We start from the raw sequence: 14,697 nt of genomic DNA, 5'->3' as shown, positions 1-14,697 counted from the left end.
TACCGGGATTTTTCCGTCCTTTTCCTACAGAGAAACGGATTCGGCCCTTTGCGGAGTTTGACATACCCCATGAAAAAAGCGGCATAATATACGATATGGCAACGATACATTAAAGCATGGGCCCGGCTTGACAGGCCGGGCGGATTTCCCGGAACGCGTACAGGACGTTACCGGGGTTAAGGAGCAACCGCGTTGGAAAGACAAGACCTCTCCCGCAGGAAATATCCCGTTTGGGCGCTGGCCGCCTTTTTGATTTTATCCGCCGTCCCTATTCTGATGCTGGGAGTTTACGCCAGAGCATCTTTGGACGACTACAGCTACGGACTGCGCACCTATCAGGCCCTGACCCTGGGGACCAGCCTGCCCGCCGCCGTTTGGCGTACTGTGAGCGGATACTATATGAACTGGCAGGGCAGCTTTTCCGGCATGACCCTGATGACCCTGACGCCCTCCATTTTCGGAGAACGGGCCTACTGGATCACTCCCGTGGTCATGCTCTCCTCCCTTTCAATCGGCACCTTGAAGCTGACAGACACCGTGGTGCGCCGGTTTTTAGGAGGAAACCGGTATGACGCCCTGGGGGTTTCCCTGCCGGTGCTCTTTCTCTGTATCCAGTGCGTACCGAGCCCGCAGTCCGCCTTTTTCTGGTGGAACGGCGCGGTATATTATACATTCTTTTACGGTATGATGCTCCTCCTTCTGGACCGATTTTGCGTCCTGGCGGCTGCGGAGACGAACGGCGAGCGGAGAAAAGCTTTTTTTACCGCCCTTCCCTTCGCGGTGCTGGTGGGCGGAAGCAACTACGCCACGGCCCTTCTCTCGCTGCTGCTGAGCGGATTTTTTCTCCTGTGGTTTTTTCTGCGGCGCAGGGCTGCGTTTTTCCGCGGGCTGGGAATATCGGCGCTTCTGGCCGCGGCATTTCTCGTCAGCGTTCTGGCACCGGGAAACGGCGTGCGGCAGGGGTATGAGGAGGTCATGGCTCCCCTGGAGGCCGCATCGGAATCGATAAGTCAGGCGTTTTCCGATCTTTCGGGGTTCTATCATCCTCTCATCGGTTTAACGCTGGTTCTCTTGATCCCTTGGATCTGGCCCCTTACGAAGAAGACCTCCTTCCGCTTTCCCTGGCCGGCGGCCTTTACGGCGCTGAGCTTTCTCCTCTTCGCCGCCCAGAACGCCCCCGCGTTTTACGCCATGTCCGACGCGGGTCCCGACCGGCTGCGGAACATCGTGTTTTATTCCTATGTGCTGCTGCTTCCGGCAAACGAGTGGTACTGGCTGGGGTGGCTCCGGAGGATTCTTTCAAAGCGGGAGGCGGGAAAAACCGCCCGGGGAGCGTATATCGCCGCCGCCTGTCTGCTGGCGGCCGTGCTCGTTTCCGGAAACGGCTTTGAGAACCTCACAGGCGTCCGGAGCGCCGAAGCGCTCGCGGATGGCAGCGCCGAGACGTACGCACGGGAGAGGGACGCCCGGATGGCGGTTCTTCTGGACGACGGAAAGATAAAAATCACCCTCCAGCCCATCCGGACCCGCCCTTCCCTTCTCTACGTGGGAGACGTGACCCGGGATCCGACGGACTGGCGGAACCAGGCGGTGGCCTGGTATTTCGGCAAGGAGCGGGTGACCCTGGCGTCATAGTTTTTGCAGCGGTCTATGTACGTACGCCGGCGGCGAAAGAGACGGGGTACCTTTGCAGCAAGCTGACCCGGGGCCGGGAAAATCCGCAGGATTTTCCCGGCCCCGGGTATCTTTCGCGGTCCTATTTGCAATGGAATACTTGCCGAACCGTCACCGGAAGAGACTCAGGGCTTCGTCCAGGGGTTCCAGGCGGAGATAAGAGGCAAAATCCGGGACAAAGTCCGGGACGTTTTCCGACAGAGCGGAGACGAGCAGTTCGGGATTGACGGTGGGGTTCTGGGCGAGGTGTATCGCGGTGACCGTGAGAACGGTTTTATCGGCGGAAACCTCCAGGTCCCGGACAAGGGGGATGAGATCGATCTGAATTTCCCCTTTGCGTTTGGAGGTCTTGGTCACCGGAAGGGTCTCCCGGGAAAAAAGCTCCCGCAGGGCGCGTCCCGCCTCTTCCGCTCCGCCCCGGTCGTAAAACAGCTCCAGGCGGGAGCGGAGATACGCGAGTTCTTTGAAGGGCCTTTGAGAAACATAGGCCTCCAGAACCCGGAGCCCCTCGGGCAGAACGGGGTTCATGCGGGAGGGCACGTCCTCCAGTAAAGATTCGTCCAGAAGCTCGAAGTCCATCAGCTCACAGCGGGAGGCATGCCCCACGGGAAGAGGAAGGGCAACGGAGACGAAGGCGTGGGGGTTGAAGCCCTCGGTGTGCCGGATGGGGAGCTCCGCCCGGAGAAAGGCACGCTGCATGGTGCGCATCAGGTCCAGGTGGGAGATATATTTTGCCGTTCCCTCTTTGCAAAAGAGGAGGCGGTGTTTGCTATTCATCGCATTTCCCCTCCGTATACAGCCTGTCCGCGCCGCAGCCGGTGCACTGCCGGCGGCAGTCGGGAGTGATCTCCGAGCGATAGGCCTGCTCCCGCTCCCGCCAGAGATACTCCGTCCGCACGCCGGAGGAGATGGAGGACCAGGGCAGAAGCTCGTCTTTAAAACGGACCCGGTTTGCGTAAAAGGCGGGGTCCAGGCCGCAGGCGGCAAAAGCGTCTTTCCAGCGCTCCGGGGAGAAATGCTCCTCCCAGGCGTCGAACTTGGCACCCCGGCGCCAGGCGGTCTCGATCACCTTCCCCACCCTTCTGTCGCCCCGGGCCAGGACGGCCTCCAGAAGGCTGGTATCCGGGTCGTGCCAGCTGTAGGAGATGGATTTGGAGCGCATGGCGGAGCGGAGAAGGGCAATCTTGCGCTCAAACTCTTCCCGGGTGTCCTGGGCCTCCCACTGGAACGGCGTATGGGGTTTGGGAACGAAAAGGGCGGTGCTCACCGTGATCCTCACGCCGCGATTCCGGACGGGAGAGGCGTCGTAAAAGGTTTTCAGCACTTTGAAGGCCAGGTCCGCGATGCCCAGGACGTCCTCGTCGGTCTCCGTGGGCAGGCCCAGCATGAAATAGAGCTTCACCTGGCTCCAGCCCCCGGAAAAGGCGGTGCGGCAGGTGCGCAGCAGATCTTCCTCGGTGACGTTTTTGTTGATGGCGTCCCGGAGACGCTGGGTGCCGGCCTCGGGGGCGAAGGTGAGGCCGCTTTTCCGCACCCGCTGGACCCGGCGCATGAGTTCCATGGAAAAGTTATCCGCCCGGAGGGACGGCAAAGAAAGGCTGGCGTTTCTGGGTTCGCACCAGGAAAGCAGCCCGTCGCACAGATCGCCCAGGGGCCGGTAATCACTGGTGCTGAGAGAAGCCAGAGAGATCTCCTGATAGCCGGAGGCGGAAAGAGCCCCGATCCCCTGCTTTATAAGAAGCTCCGGCGAGCGGGAACGGACCGGGCGGTAGACATAGCCCGCCTGGCAGAAGCGGCAGCCCCGGACGCAGCCCCGGAAGAGCTCCAGCATGACCCGGTCGTGAACGATCTCGGTGGAGGGGACAATGGTCTTTTCGGGATAGAGGGCACGGTCCATGTCATGGACAATGCGCTTGTTCACCTGCGCCGGAGCACCGTTGAGGGGGCGGATTTCGGAAAGAGTTCCGTCCTCGTGATAGACATGCTCATACAGGGAGGGAATATAAAAGCCCTCTTCCTGGGACAAAGAGAGGAGAAAAGCCTCCTTGGAGAGCCCGTCCCGTTTTGCCGCGCGGTACCGCTCCACCAGATAGGGCAGAACATCCTCCCCCTCTCCCGGCAGGAATACGTCCACAAAGTCGGCCAAGGGTTCGGGATTAAAGACACAGGTGCCTCCCGCCACCACCAGGGGTCGGAGGTCCTTGCGATCCTCCGAGCGCACGGGGAGGCCGGCAAGGTCCAGCATGTTCAGAACATTGGAATAGGCCATCTCATACCCAAGGGAAAAGCCGATGATGTCGAAGTCCGCGATGCCGTCTCCGCTTTCCAGGGCATACAGGGGGATGCCCGCCTTCCGCATCTCCTCCTCCATATCCGTCCAGGGGGCGAAGACGCGCTGGCACCACACCCCGTCCATGGCGTTTAGAACTCCGTAGAGGATGCGAAGGCCCAGATTGGACATGCCGATTTCATAGGTGTCAGGAAAACAGAGGGCCACGCGGCAGCTTACTCCCTCGTTTTTCACAGTGCTTCCGTATTCCCCGCCGGTGTAGCGGGCGGGCTTCTGGACCCTCGATAAAATTCTCTCCAGCTCAGGTTTCAATCGGGCACCTCCGCAGCGCTTTCTGTCTAGAGGCATATTTTATCTCGGATACGCCCGTTTTACAACCTTTTTTTCCCGCCGGTCCGAAGCCAGAAGCCAGAGGCCCACCGCCAGGAGGGTAAAATTGCCGCGGGAGATCACCAAAAGGAAAACCCCGAAGAGACATACTATCCCAATGACGGTAACGGTGCTCACACGGCAGACGAGTTCGGCAGTGCGCAGGGAAAACAGGAGCGCCAGAAGAGAAAAGAGCGCCCTCCCGCCGTCCAGGGACCTGGCGGGGAGAAGATTGAAAACGGAAAGGATAAAGCTGATCCCGGAAAAGAGATATGCCGCCTCTCCCCCGCCCCGGGCGCCCCATAAGGCGCCGGCATACGCCCCCAGAAAACCGGCCCCGGGGCCCGCCAGAGCCGCGGCAAGCTCTCCCCAATACGACAGCCGGCGGCCGTCCAGGACCATCTCGGCTCCCAGAGCGGTGAGACGCAGGCAGCGGACCTTCCCTCCCACACATCGCAGAGCCAGCAGGTGCCCCGCCTCATGGAGAGCCGCCGCCACGAGAAAACAGGCCAGCAGATGCTGCCGGTCAAAGCAGAACAGGAGGCTTAGAAGCAGCAAAAAGCCTCCTGTTATCTGAATTCTGCCAAGAGTCATTTTTCTTCCTCCCCGCATACCCGTGCCTCTGTGCACACCGGCTCATTGGCAGGAAAAATGCCCGGAAACGGCCATTCCGGGCGCGCAGATGCTTATGTAAGGGCTAAACGGTGGTGAGGTACCAGGCGGGATTGAGATAGATACCGTTTAAGTGGACCTCAAAATGCAGGTGCGGGCCGGTGGAAATTCCGGTGTTCCCCACTTCCGCCACTTTGGAGCCCATGGCCACCGACTGCCCCGCGGAGACGCAGATTTTACTGCAGTGGGCGTAAAGGGTGGTGACGCCGCCGGCATGCTCGATTTCCAGATATTTACCCAGGCTGGAGCTGTCCCCCACGGCGATCACCTTTCCGTCCGCGAAGGCGCCGACGGCGGCGCCGGTGTCGGCCGCGAGGTCAATCCCATAGTGGAACTTTTCCCCGCCGTCCACGGGATGTTCCCGGTATCCGAAGGGGGAGGAAATCTCTCCTTTCAGCGGCGATGTGAAGGTGATGCCCAGAAGCTCATGCTTAAGGCTCACCCCGTCGGGAAGAGCGGGGCCGGAATAGGCGGGTTCCACTTCAATGACCGCCGAAAGATGGGTGATCTCCGCAGTTTCCGATTCGGAGGAGGCTTGGATCGGCTCCGCCTCCGGCTGCTGCGCAGCTTCCGGCGAGGAGGCGGCAGAGGCGTCAAACACGCGGTTGACGCGCCGATTCAGGATCGCTGAGCCGTCTCCGGCGGAAGTGGAGAGATAATCCTGCTCGGAGAGGAATCCTTCGGTGACTCCCGAGACGGCCACGGTCCGACCCGGATGAACCACGGCGACATAGACCCGGCTGAGCACGTCCGTCACTCCGCCTCCCTCCCCGATGGCTCTGCCGATGGAGGAAAAGGCGGCTTTATAATCCACGTCCTGGGTAATAACGCCCATAATGTCCCCCCGGACGCGGTCGATGCCCGCCGGATAGACGATTTTAGCGGCCACCATGACGAGAAAGATGCCCGCGCATATGATGAGCTGTATCATCCGCCGTTTTTCTTTTTTCCCCAGCGCAGCCGTTTTGCCGCTCCGTTTGGTTTTCATCCGGGCGGCGCTTCTCGGCCTTGCGGTTCTTGCACGATAGCCTGTCTGCATCGTCGTCTCCCCTTTTCCCGCCGCCAGCGGCGGAAGCTTTTACGGGTGCGCGCCGGTAACTGCCGGAAAGGCAAATTTCCCGAATGCCGCGGCACTACATCTATATTCGGGGAGACGGGCTTTTATTCCCGGAGGCGTGGGAAATGGGACTTGACAATGCCCTCTTTCCTCCCTATAATGAATAGGCATCGCAAGTTCGGGGTGTGGCGAAGTTTGGTATCGCGCTTGGTTCGGGACCAAGAGGTAAAGCTATAAATATCAGTGCATCCGGCATCCAAAAGTAGTAGTAAAGTAGTAGCAGGTTTTGAGTATTTGCGCCAGAAGGGTGCGGATATGAAAAAACTGCTTTTTATTATTTTTATACTTACCGTATTTGATGCCGTATGTACGGCGGCGGGAATGCTTTGCGGGGCCGTTCAGGAGGCAAACCCTGTTATGGTACAATTCATGGCGTGGCATCCTGGCGCGGCATCGGCGCTTGTCTGCGCTGCTGTGGGTGGCATTCTATTGGGGCTATACCGTGTACGCAGCCGGATCAAGTGGCTGTTCAGCGCCATGACCGCCGTTTTGATCGCCAAGATCGGGATAGCGGTTATACACGTTATGTGGATCTCTCAAGTTATATAAAAAAGCCGCCCCTCCCCGGATGGAGAGAGGCGGCTTCAACGTCCTTTCTGGGACGCTTCGCTGAGCAGAGAGGTGCGGAAGGTCCTCTAGGGCATCGTGGGAGAGTACCATTATGTTTGATACAACTTACAAATTAAACAGTGAATCGCCGTGGTGGGTGGGACCCACCACGGAACCCAAAAGGCATCTAAGCTAGTTTTTTGTGAAAACCCTTACTTGCTATACCAATGTCTTATTTTGTGGTATTATATTGTAAAAATTTACTTTTTTGGGGGGACTGCTATGACAGAGCAACTGATGATACCTGGTTTTATAAATCGGGAAGCGGAAAATGTTCTCATTTTTCAGAGGGTAACAGATGGTTACATTAACGCAACAGCAATGTGCAAGGCCGCCGGAAAGCAAATGAAAGAATATAACCGGTTAAGCACCACAGGCCCATTTCTTCAAGAGTTGTCTGCGGCAACGGGAATCCCCACCGAAAGATTAACCGTCTCAATATCCGGAGGCGTTCCTCAACAGCAGGGAACTTGGGTGCATCCGCAGGTAGCCGTACATCTAGCGCAATGGCTTTCTCCTAAGTTTTCTGTTCTTGTCACACAATGGGTAACCGAATGGATGTCTGGAGGTGGCAAAAATCAGAACTTGCCATATCATCTTAGAAGATATATGGCAAATATGAATAGTGTTCCGTTCGGCTACTTTTCAATGCTTAATGAAGTCACCTTGCATTTAATTGGCCCTTTAGAGCAAATGGGGTATACTGTTTCGTCGGGTCAAATACCAGACATATCACTAGGAAAAACCTTTTCGAAACACTTGCGTGACAAAGGGTACCATGTAGATGAGTTCCCAAAATATCCGCACCGTTACGAGGATGGACGCATAGTCCAAGCGAGGGCTTATCCAAACGAGCTAATCGGAGATTTGAGAAGCTTTTTTGTTGAGGAATGGTTACGTACAAAATCTCGAAGTTATTTTGCGGAAAGAGATCCGGGAGCTTTACCGTACTTAAACAGGCTGCTTGCCCTCCCGAATTACCGTGAAGCGATGGGATACATAGAAACATCTAAGGAGTAATAGAGAGCGAAAAGCGCCGGAGCCTAAACGGGGACCCGGCGCTTTGTTTTACAGTGTGTTATTGAACAGCCCCGCCGGGATATTGGCCAGCATCGGGACGTAGATATACGACGCGCCGGACTTCACCTGATACCACAGCTTGGGGACGGTTCGGGTATCCACGTGGATGCCCCAGGTATAGATTCCGACGCCTTTAATCCCGAGGTTGATCCCACGGAGGCACATATCCCTCGGCGTCTTACCCGTAACCACTATATCGGCCGCCATGCCCTTGATGTGATAGGACGCCGACGCGCCGCCGACGCTCTTGTTGTATGACACTGTCCGGTATCCGCTGGTGATCTTAACGGGAAGTCCATAATAGACGCGGATCTTTTCCAGGATATCAATCAGCTTTGTGTCAATCAGTACGATGTCGGAACCGTCCCGGCAGGCAAATTCCTTGACCCTGAAGTGCTCTGACAGCTTTTTATTGCCGTCTTTGGCAAGGCTGTATGTTTTAACCGCCATCGTTACCCCTCCGTTTTGATTTCATCAACCTGAGCGGCTATGACCGTTCCGGCGTCGTTCAGCGTCTTGACAGCGGCTTCGATCATGGCGTTAACGGCATCGTCGGCCACGATGCCCAGACCCGCCAGCAGCTTAATGACCCATGCTTTGCGGGCTTCTCCCATTTTGGATCCTGTGATGGTCTGTTCCGCGGCGGCTACGGCTGTCTGAACCCAGTTTTTGACGTAGGCGTTGGCTTTTTCCTCCAGAACCTGCTTGATATAAGGGATCAGATTTTTCGTGACGATGCCCAGGATTATCACCAACATGGCGTCGATGGTGTATCGGATAATTTCATTCATGATTATTTTCCTCCTTGTCGTTTTCATCCGAGCCGATATACTCGGACATTTTATTTCGGATGACCTTTTTGAAGATACCGAGTCCCTTAACCCCCGCGTCGTTAAGGTTCTCCAGAATGGACAGCGCGTCCCGCAGAAACATCAGCGTGAAAATGATTTGCGTGAGCCAGGTTGCAACCTCAGTGATCGGCGTCAGGCGGTACGCCAGGCCGCAGATAATGAGCATGACCCCAAACACTAGCAGCTTGTCCAGCGTTCCCTTGGCGAAAGCCGAACTGGTGATCTTGTGGGTTCCCACCGCTTTTTTCAGCCCGCCGGATTGCTTTGACAGGGCATATAGTTTTGTCAGCAGGTCGATAATCATGATCCCCAGCACGGCGCCCGCAGCGTACAGATAGGTCGTCTCCGGGAAACACAACTTGAACAGCAGCGACCCCAGCACGGAAAGCCACACCAGGTAATCGTTTTCAAACAGCTTTTTAATGTATTCTCCGGCCATGGTTGACCGCCTCCAATGCCCATAAAAAATATCGCCCCCTGGCGGTCACAGCGCGAGAATCCAGTATAAATGCAGCCCCACGACGCCCAGCTTGACGGCCAGGACGCTGAGCAGCGCGGCCCCGGCCCAGGGTGCCCGCCGCCTCAGTCGCCAGATCAACGCAAGCAGGGCGGCGGTACCGGCGCACACGGCGGCCGCGGTAATCCCAGGGGCGGCGTACATGGGGGCGGCCATCAGCGGGTTGCCCTCGGCAATCACGCCCAGGCGTATGCCCGCGGCGGTGCAGACGGCATCCATAACGGTGATGGTGAGGATAAAAATAAAAATTAAGTGCTGTATTCTGTTGTTGGCGGCGTAAATGTTGTATCTGTCCATGCTGCTGTCCCTTTCATGATTCTTAATTCGTCGATGTATCCGTCAAATGCTCTGTCTATTGTGCTGCCAGTATATCTGGCTCCTACTGTAAGTGGCGCAGAATACTGTGGAAAATTTTTTCCGGTTACATCTAGCGTTTGTTGTATTTGTCCATTCGTGTATACAATTAATTCGTTTCCGTATCTTTCTATCGCAATGTGGTACCAGTTATTTGCTAGCATCTGTATCGTTGTTATAACCTGCACTGTAACTCCGCTGATTACCCAATAAAAATACAAAGAGGACGAAAAATTTCCGATAAACCAGCGATTGTTTGTGTCGAAATACTGCGACACAAACACGTGCCATGTATTGTCGTTATATATATCTGACGTTGGGCGCACCCAAAAATCTATTGAAAAATCACCCGAACTAAATTCATAATCTTCGTTAGAGGGAGTGTAAATATAAGAACTACTTGAATTGCTTAAAAATGAAGCGGTTCCAAACTTTTTTTGTGCTGTGCTTAATTTTGCCGTTCCAACCGCTGTCCATGCTTTAGTTGAAACATCGGTGAATGTGGTGGAATCATTTTCTCCGTTAAAATGTATTAAAGATCCGGGATAAGACAACCCAACATATTCTTCCGTCGTCCCGCTCTGGGTGATGCCAACGCTGTAATAATCCGTCCCGTCCACGGTATGCACCGCGAACAGCTTATAATAATAGGCCGTTTCCGCGGACAGACCGGTGTCGTTGTAGCTGGTTCCGGTGTTGTTGTAGATCAGCGTCGCGTTGGTTTCGCACCAGGCGCGGTCATGAGCCTCCAGGCTGGAGGAATATTGGTAGAGCTTTACTTCCGTAAATGTGGACGCCGTCGGATTGGTCCATGCCAGGTCGATCTCGGAACTTCCGTTCACTGTGGCGGTGAAGCCTGTCGGGTTGGCCAGATACGGGACTGCTTGCGGGTAGACCTGCACCACCAAGCGGGCGTGTCCGATGGATATGTTGCCGCCGTTGGCGTCGGTGAGCAGCTTGACCGCGACGGTGTAGTCTCCCGACGCCATGGCGTCCTTGTAATCGACATAGGAAAGCACATAGGTCTGCTCAGACGCGCAGTACAGCGTCGGCTGGTAGGTCTGGGTTACGGCGTCGATGTAAGTCAGCGCCGTCAGGTTGGCCGCTCCGCCGGATATGGTGATCTCGCAGGAAAAGGAGATCACGATGCGGGACCGGCTTGTCAGCGTCAGGTCCAGCGTGGCGGCGGTAACCTCCGACGTGGTGACGGACACGGACGCGGCGTTGGTGGCCGTAGCGGCGAACGGGGCCACGTCGGCGGAGCCGCTTACGGTCGTCCCGCTCGATGATTTTTTCACCAGCTTTGAAAAATAGTCGATGTAATTTTCGCTGCGCTGCGTGGAAAAGTCGCTGCTTTTGCGGCGGGTGGCTGTGACGGTGGACTGCAGGTTGACGCCGTCTGTATCCCGGATGGAAACTTCCTCGATCAGATAGTATTCGTCTGATGAAATTCCAAAAGTCGGAAGGTTGACTTTAAGCTTCGTTCCGGAAACCCAGTCGTTGGTGAAGCTGGTGAAGGTCAGCGTGGCCGGGGCGACGCCGTATTTTTTGAGCGCGTTTTCAGCGGCGTTTGTGGCGGTGGTTTCGTTGGTGATATTGCTGTCATCGATGACATTCCCATAGATTCCGCTGCTGTAATCCGATCCTTCTGAGGTCTGACGCGCGGAAATTTCCGTGGAATCCTCCACCACGATCTGGATGTTGTTTCCGTCCTCCCCGGCTCCGCCTTTGACAAACTGTTTGTTGCGGTAATTGTCCAGGCTGGATTCCAGGCTTTCCAGCTCGTAATCGGTAAACGCTCCGCCCTCCGCTATATCGTGGGCCGCGTCGGTGACGGTGTCCTCCTCCACGAAATGCAGGTCCCGGTTATCGTCAATATACCATTTGTACCCGGAGGCGTCCGCCAGTTCGTCCAGGATGTCTTTCACGGTTTTGCACACAGCGGCATACTCCGCCAGCGTCGCTCCGTCGTTGATGGTCCCCGTGCCGATCTGGTCGTTCGCGCCGGCGTAATTGAGGACTTCATTCACCATGTAGGTCACGATATCCCCGGCGGTTTTGTTGGTGAACACGGCGGTCGTGGTGCGCCGTGCGGGGATGTCTCCGTACCCGTTGGAGGTGATGTCCAGGCGCAGCTTCACGGACGATCCGGTCCCAGGCTCCAATTTGGAGATGGACGCGGTTTTGATGACGCCGCCGAAGATCACGTCCGATCCGTCTTTGACCTGCAGATCCTGGCCGATCACGTCGCAGTACGCGGCCGTGGTAAGCAAAGAGAGCGAACAACTCGATCGGTTGTCCGCTCCCTTGGATATGCTCAACGAGCCCACTTTGTAGAGGTCCGTTTTGTCCGTACCTTTTATGTAGATGGAATACATCAGGCAATCACTCCCGCGAGTTTCAGTTTTTTCACCAGCTGTGAGGCGATGCGGTCGACGTCGTAATCGCTGGAGATGGTGTTTCCGGTGATGTTGATAACGACACCTTTGCCATTTGCAGAATATCCGGCGTTGCTTTTATCGGCTGGAATAATTGTTTCCCCGCGGTCAATTTTTGCGATTCCCGTCATGGGGACGTAATCGGTTCCCAGCGCGTATTCCGCCATATGGCCGCCGCCGGAGCCGTAGATTTTCCCGCTGGATTTGGTACTTTGCGTTTTCGGCGTTTCGACGTTGGCTTCCGTGCCGATCAGCGGAATGTTTACGCCCGGGATCAGGTTCACAATCTTGATGATCCCGTTTACTGCGTCCTTGAATACGCCCAGGACGTTTTTCCAGAGCCCTGCGAAAAAGTCCTGGATGCTTTCCCAGTTCTGGAAGATCAGCAGCGGGATCCCGATGAACGGCGCGACGATGGCCAAAATTGTGGGGCCCCATTTGGAGAAAAAGTCCTGCACCCAGCTCCACAAATTTGAGAGCGTCGAGGTCAGACCGTCCCATGCAGCTTTAAAGATTCCCGTGACGGTATCCCACAGGTTTTTGAAGAACGGGCCAATTTTATCCCAGTTTTTGTAGATCAGATACGCGGCCGCAGCGATCGCTATAATGGCAAGCAGTGCAATGCCAGCAGGTCCCATAAATGCTGCCAGAGCCGCCTTGACGCCCCCAACTCCGCCTCCTGCTTTTGCAAAGGCTCCGACGGCAGTCGAAAGGCTTCCGTTTAATTTTCCCACTGTTGATGTAACGCTTCCGAGTATGGAAAGTGCAGGTCCCAACGCCGCTACAAATCCGGCTATTTTTAAAGCAGCCATCATTTGTTCGTCACTAAGTCCGGAGAGCCAATCCGCAAATTTTTCAATTGCTGGTACGATCTTTTCCTCGATCATCGGCGCCAGCTTTTCCAGCACCGGCACAAAAGCGGCTCCGATTTTCGCCCCTGCGGATTCCACAATCGCTTTCAGTTTTTCGATTATGTCGTTGAAAGATCCCAGAGAGGACACTGTCTGATCGTCCAATACGGCCCCGACTTTTTCCGCTTCCTCTCCGTATGCTTCCAGGGCCCCGCTTCCTGCGTTGATCAGCGGCATGATATCCTGATAGCTTTTTCCAAACAGTTCCTGGGCGGCGATCTCCCGCTGTGTTTCGTCCGTCATACCTCCCAGCGCGTCCACGGCGTCGTAAAACATCTGCTCCGAATCTTTCAGGCTGCCGTTGGAATTCTTGATGGATACTTTCAGCCCGTCGGCGATTTCTATGTAATCGTCACCGGCCGACACCGCCGCGCCCATTGCCTTTGTGGTTTTTGCCATTCCCTTGGCCATGTCCTCCACGGATACGTCTACAAATCGGGAAGCATATTGCAGCTTCTGTAGGCTGCTGGTGCTGATCCCCAGCTGATTGGACATGGCGATAAGCTCGTCTGCGGTTTCCGATGCTTTGACCGCCAGCCCTGTAAGCCCCGCCACGGCTCCGACAATCGGCACGGTAAGGCCCTTGGTGAGCGCGGTGCCCGCGGCCGTCATTTCCTTCCCGGCGCTCTTCAGGTCTTTAGACATTTGCTTAAGTCCCTTTTGGGCGTCGGTAAGATCCGCGCCGATTTTAATCATAAGGGACCGGATTACGCTGCTCATTACTTGACGCCTCCCATGCTTTCCAGCGCCCGATTCATGGCTTTCACCATCAGATCCGCGACTTCCTCTTTGCTTTCATCCGCCGCGGGGCGCAAAAATGGACGCTCCTTTACAGCGCCCACGGTATGCCCATGTATTACAAGATTGTGCCCTAGCTCCAGCGGCCCCATCGCCGCGGCTCCTTTGCCGGCGGAAACTTTGCTGAATATCTTATAAGGCGTTTTAGAGCTTTTTTTCGCTTTGGTGAGCTTCAGCTTAACCTTTGTTATGCCTGTCAGTACCGGTACTTTGTCTTTGGCTTTTTGGAGGACAATGGCCCCGGCCGCGTTCGCGCCGTCTTTCAGGTACGACATGGCGTCCTCCGGCAGCTGGGCGCAGGCTTGGATCAATTCATCCAGCCCGTCGATTTCGATATCCGAGCCTTTAAAATGCGCCATTATACTTCCACCACCGTTCCGCCCAGCGCCGCAGTCCAGAGCTTAAGGATGCCGATCTGCTGTTCCGTTGTTTGCTTTTTCGCTTGCTTCGGCTTTGCGGTTTTACGCATAGAATCCAAGTATTCTTCGTATGGCGTGAATTTTTGCATATGCGGCATTTGTATCAGCCAGGCTTCCCAGATTCTTCGTTCCTCTTGCTGTTCCCTTGCCTTTGCAATCAGTTCCACTCCATCCAAAAATGGAAGGCGCAGGACATATTCGATATTCCCGTACCGGTGCAGCAGCAGGTCGGTTACAGCGATTTCGTCCACTGCCCGACACGCGCGAAAAAATCCGCGATTCCATCCAGCTCCTTGAATTCCTTGATATATTGGATAGTTTCCGAAATGGGAAGTACGCCGAATTCCTCTCCGGTTATTCCCACCAGATCTCCCAGGAAATCGTTGATCTCCGCCTGCGCCAGATGAAGATTTTCCACAACTTTCAGGATGACTGCCAGAGCAAGTTTTTCATCGGCGTTATCCGGTGTTTTTCCTTCTGCGGTTTCCATTTCAACGTCTGCCGCTTTAATGCTGAGTTTTTTGAAAATCCGGCTCATCCGGAAGATGTCGTTCGTCTGCAGCTGTCTCATGTTTTCCTCCATATACGCATAGGGGAG

At 55.6% G+C, this 14,697-nt stretch carries 16 protein-coding genes; 3 read left to right on the top strand and 13 right to left on the bottom strand.

Translation table 11 applies throughout. From position 1 onward, the window contains the following. Positions 1-192: 192 nt before the first annotated feature. Entirely contained in the window at positions 193-1,635 is a 1,443-nt protein-coding gene (locus tag B9A13_RS01575; RefSeq protein ID WP_084233276.1) for a DUF6056 family protein, read from the top strand. Positions 1,636-1,785: 150 nt separating this feature from the next. On the opposite strand, the gene B9A13_RS01570 is transcribed toward B9A13_RS01575, so the two are convergent. The 4 genes from B9A13_RS01570 to B9A13_RS01555 all read right to left on the bottom strand — a co-directional run bounded on the left by B9A13_RS01570 (position 1,786) and on the right by B9A13_RS01555 (position 6,044). After that, entirely contained in the window at positions 1,786-2,451 is a 666-nt protein-coding gene (locus tag B9A13_RS01570; RefSeq protein WP_084233275.1) for a TIGR03936 family radical SAM-associated protein, read from the bottom strand. Beyond that, positions 2,444-4,276, bottom strand: coding sequence for a TIGR03960 family B12-binding radical SAM protein (locus B9A13_RS01565; RefSeq protein ID WP_143806838.1), 1,833 nt, complete (start codon positions 4,274-4,276; stop codon positions 2,444-2,446). Before B9A13_RS01565 ends, B9A13_RS01570 begins: the two co-directional genes overlap by 8 nt. 39 nt (positions 4,277-4,315) lie before the next feature. Further along, entirely contained in the window at positions 4,316-4,927 is a 612-nt protein-coding gene (locus tag B9A13_RS01560) for a site-2 protease family protein (RefSeq protein WP_084233273.1), read from the bottom strand. Positions 4,928-5,030: 103 nt separating this feature from the next. After that, positions 5,031-6,044 (bottom strand): M23 family metallopeptidase, encoded by a 1,014-nt coding sequence (locus B9A13_RS01555; protein ID WP_084233272.1) that lies wholly within the window; start codon positions 6,042-6,044, stop codon positions 5,031-5,033. Between the two features lie 333 nt (positions 6,045-6,377). On the opposite strand from B9A13_RS01555, the gene B9A13_RS01550 reads away from it, so the two are divergent. Both B9A13_RS01550 and B9A13_RS01545 read left to right on the top strand, forming a co-directional pair. Then, positions 6,378-6,671, top strand: coding sequence for a DUF5658 family protein (locus B9A13_RS01550; protein WP_084233271.1), 294 nt, complete (start codon positions 6,378-6,380; stop codon positions 6,669-6,671). A 282-nt stretch (positions 6,672-6,953) separates the two neighbouring features. Continuing rightward, positions 6,954-7,751 carry a KilA-N domain-containing protein gene (locus B9A13_RS01545; RefSeq protein ID WP_084233270.1) on the top strand — a complete coding sequence of 266 codons (798 nt, stop codon included), beginning with the start codon at positions 6,954-6,956 and terminating at the stop codon, positions 7,749-7,751. A 48-nt stretch (positions 7,752-7,799) separates the two neighbouring features. Here B9A13_RS01545 and B9A13_RS01540 read toward each other — a convergent pair whose 3' ends face one another. From B9A13_RS01540 to B9A13_RS01500, 9 genes are read right to left on the bottom strand one after another with little or no spacing between them, the layout of a single operon-like run. Next, positions 7,800-8,261: a YcbK family protein gene (locus B9A13_RS01540; protein WP_084233269.1), complete on the bottom strand. Its 462-nt coding sequence runs from the start codon at positions 8,259-8,261 to the stop codon at positions 7,800-7,802. A gap of 2 nt (positions 8,262-8,263) precedes the next feature. Continuing rightward, positions 8,264-8,602: a phage holin, LLH family gene (locus B9A13_RS01535; RefSeq protein ID WP_084233268.1), complete on the bottom strand. Its 339-nt coding sequence runs from the start codon at positions 8,600-8,602 to the stop codon at positions 8,264-8,266. Continuing rightward, positions 8,595-9,101, bottom strand: coding sequence for a phage holin family protein (locus tag B9A13_RS01530; protein ID WP_084233267.1), 507 nt, complete (start codon positions 9,099-9,101; stop codon positions 8,595-8,597). The genes B9A13_RS01535 and B9A13_RS01530 overlap by 8 nt, the downstream gene beginning before the upstream one ends. A 45-nt stretch (positions 9,102-9,146) precedes the next feature. Further along, complete coding sequence (locus B9A13_RS01525) at positions 9,147-9,476, bottom strand: DUF5658 family protein (RefSeq protein ID WP_084233266.1); 330 nt, start codon at positions 9,474-9,476, stop codon at positions 9,147-9,149. After that, positions 9,428-11,911 carry a LamG-like jellyroll fold domain-containing protein gene (locus B9A13_RS01520; protein WP_084233265.1) on the bottom strand — a complete coding sequence of 828 codons (2,484 nt, stop codon included), beginning with the start codon at positions 11,909-11,911 and terminating at the stop codon, positions 9,428-9,430. Before B9A13_RS01520 ends, B9A13_RS01525 begins: the two co-directional genes overlap by 49 nt. Beyond that, complete coding sequence (locus B9A13_RS01515) at positions 11,911-13,602, bottom strand: phage tail tape measure protein (RefSeq protein WP_084233264.1); 1,692 nt, start codon at positions 13,600-13,602, stop codon at positions 11,911-11,913. The genes B9A13_RS01520 and B9A13_RS01515 overlap by 1 nt, the downstream gene beginning before the upstream one ends. After that, complete coding sequence (locus B9A13_RS01510; protein ID WP_084233263.1) at positions 13,602-14,039, bottom strand: HK97-gp10 family putative phage morphogenesis protein; 438 nt, start codon at positions 14,037-14,039, stop codon at positions 13,602-13,604. Before B9A13_RS01510 ends, B9A13_RS01515 begins: the two co-directional genes overlap by 1 nt. Beyond that, on the bottom strand, positions 14,039-14,350 hold the full coding sequence (locus tag B9A13_RS01505) for a hypothetical protein (RefSeq protein ID WP_084233262.1): 312 nt from the start codon (positions 14,348-14,350) through the stop codon (positions 14,039-14,041). The genes B9A13_RS01510 and B9A13_RS01505 overlap by 1 nt, the downstream gene beginning before the upstream one ends. After that, positions 14,332-14,670, bottom strand: coding sequence for a hypothetical protein (locus B9A13_RS01500; RefSeq protein WP_143806836.1), 339 nt, complete (start codon positions 14,668-14,670; stop codon positions 14,332-14,334). The genes B9A13_RS01505 and B9A13_RS01500 overlap by 19 nt, the downstream gene beginning before the upstream one ends. Positions 14,671-14,697: the final 27 nt, after the last annotated feature.

Source organism: Papillibacter cinnamivorans DSM 12816, assembly GCF_900176335.1.
Lineage (GTDB): Bacteria > Bacillota > Clostridia > Oscillospirales > Oscillospiraceae > Papillibacter > Papillibacter cinnamivorans.
Note: the sequence above shows the minus strand (reverse complement) of the source record. Positions and strands in the feature narration are given on the sequence as shown.

Excerpts from the sequence above, each read along its gene's own strand:
- B9A13_RS01555 (WP_084233272.1), bottom strand. The coding sequence starts at position 6,044 with ATGCAGACAGGCTATCGTGCAAGAACCGCAAGGCCGAGAAGCGCCGCC.
- B9A13_RS01520 (WP_084233265.1), bottom strand. The coding sequence starts at position 11,911 with ATGTATTCCATCTACATAAAAGGTACGGACAAAACGGACCTCTACAAA.
- B9A13_RS01500 (WP_143806836.1), bottom strand. The coding sequence starts at position 14,670 with ATGAGACAGCTGCAGACGAACGACATCTTCCGGATGAGCCGGATTTTC.
- B9A13_RS01515 (WP_084233264.1), bottom strand. The coding sequence starts at position 13,602 with ATGAGCAGCGTAATCCGGTCCCTTATGATTAAAATCGGCGCGGATCTT.
- B9A13_RS01525 (WP_084233266.1), bottom strand. The coding sequence starts at position 9,476 with ATGGACAGATACAACATTTACGCCGCCAACAACAGAATACAGCACTTA.
- B9A13_RS01540 (WP_084233269.1), bottom strand. The coding sequence starts at position 8,261 with ATGGCGGTTAAAACATACAGCCTTGCCAAAGACGGCAATAAAAAGCTG.
- B9A13_RS01510 (WP_084233263.1), bottom strand. The coding sequence starts at position 14,039 with ATGGCGCATTTTAAAGGCTCGGATATCGAAATCGACGGGCTGGATGAA.
- B9A13_RS01545 (WP_084233270.1), top strand. The coding sequence starts at position 6,954 with ATGACAGAGCAACTGATGATACCTGGTTTTATAAATCGGGAAGCGGAA.
- B9A13_RS01530 (WP_084233267.1), bottom strand. The coding sequence starts at position 9,101 with ATGGCCGGAGAATACATTAAAAAGCTGTTTGAAAACGATTACCTGGTG.
- B9A13_RS01550 (WP_084233271.1), top strand. The coding sequence starts at position 6,378 with ATGAAAAAACTGCTTTTTATTATTTTTATACTTACCGTATTTGATGCC.
- B9A13_RS01535 (WP_084233268.1), bottom strand. The coding sequence starts at position 8,602 with ATGAATGAAATTATCCGATACACCATCGACGCCATGTTGGTGATAATC.
- B9A13_RS01570 (WP_084233275.1), bottom strand. The coding sequence starts at position 2,451 with ATGAATAGCAAACACCGCCTCCTCTTTTGCAAAGAGGGAACGGCAAAA.
- B9A13_RS01560 (WP_084233273.1), bottom strand. The coding sequence starts at position 4,927 with ATGACTCTTGGCAGAATTCAGATAACAGGAGGCTTTTTGCTGCTTCTA.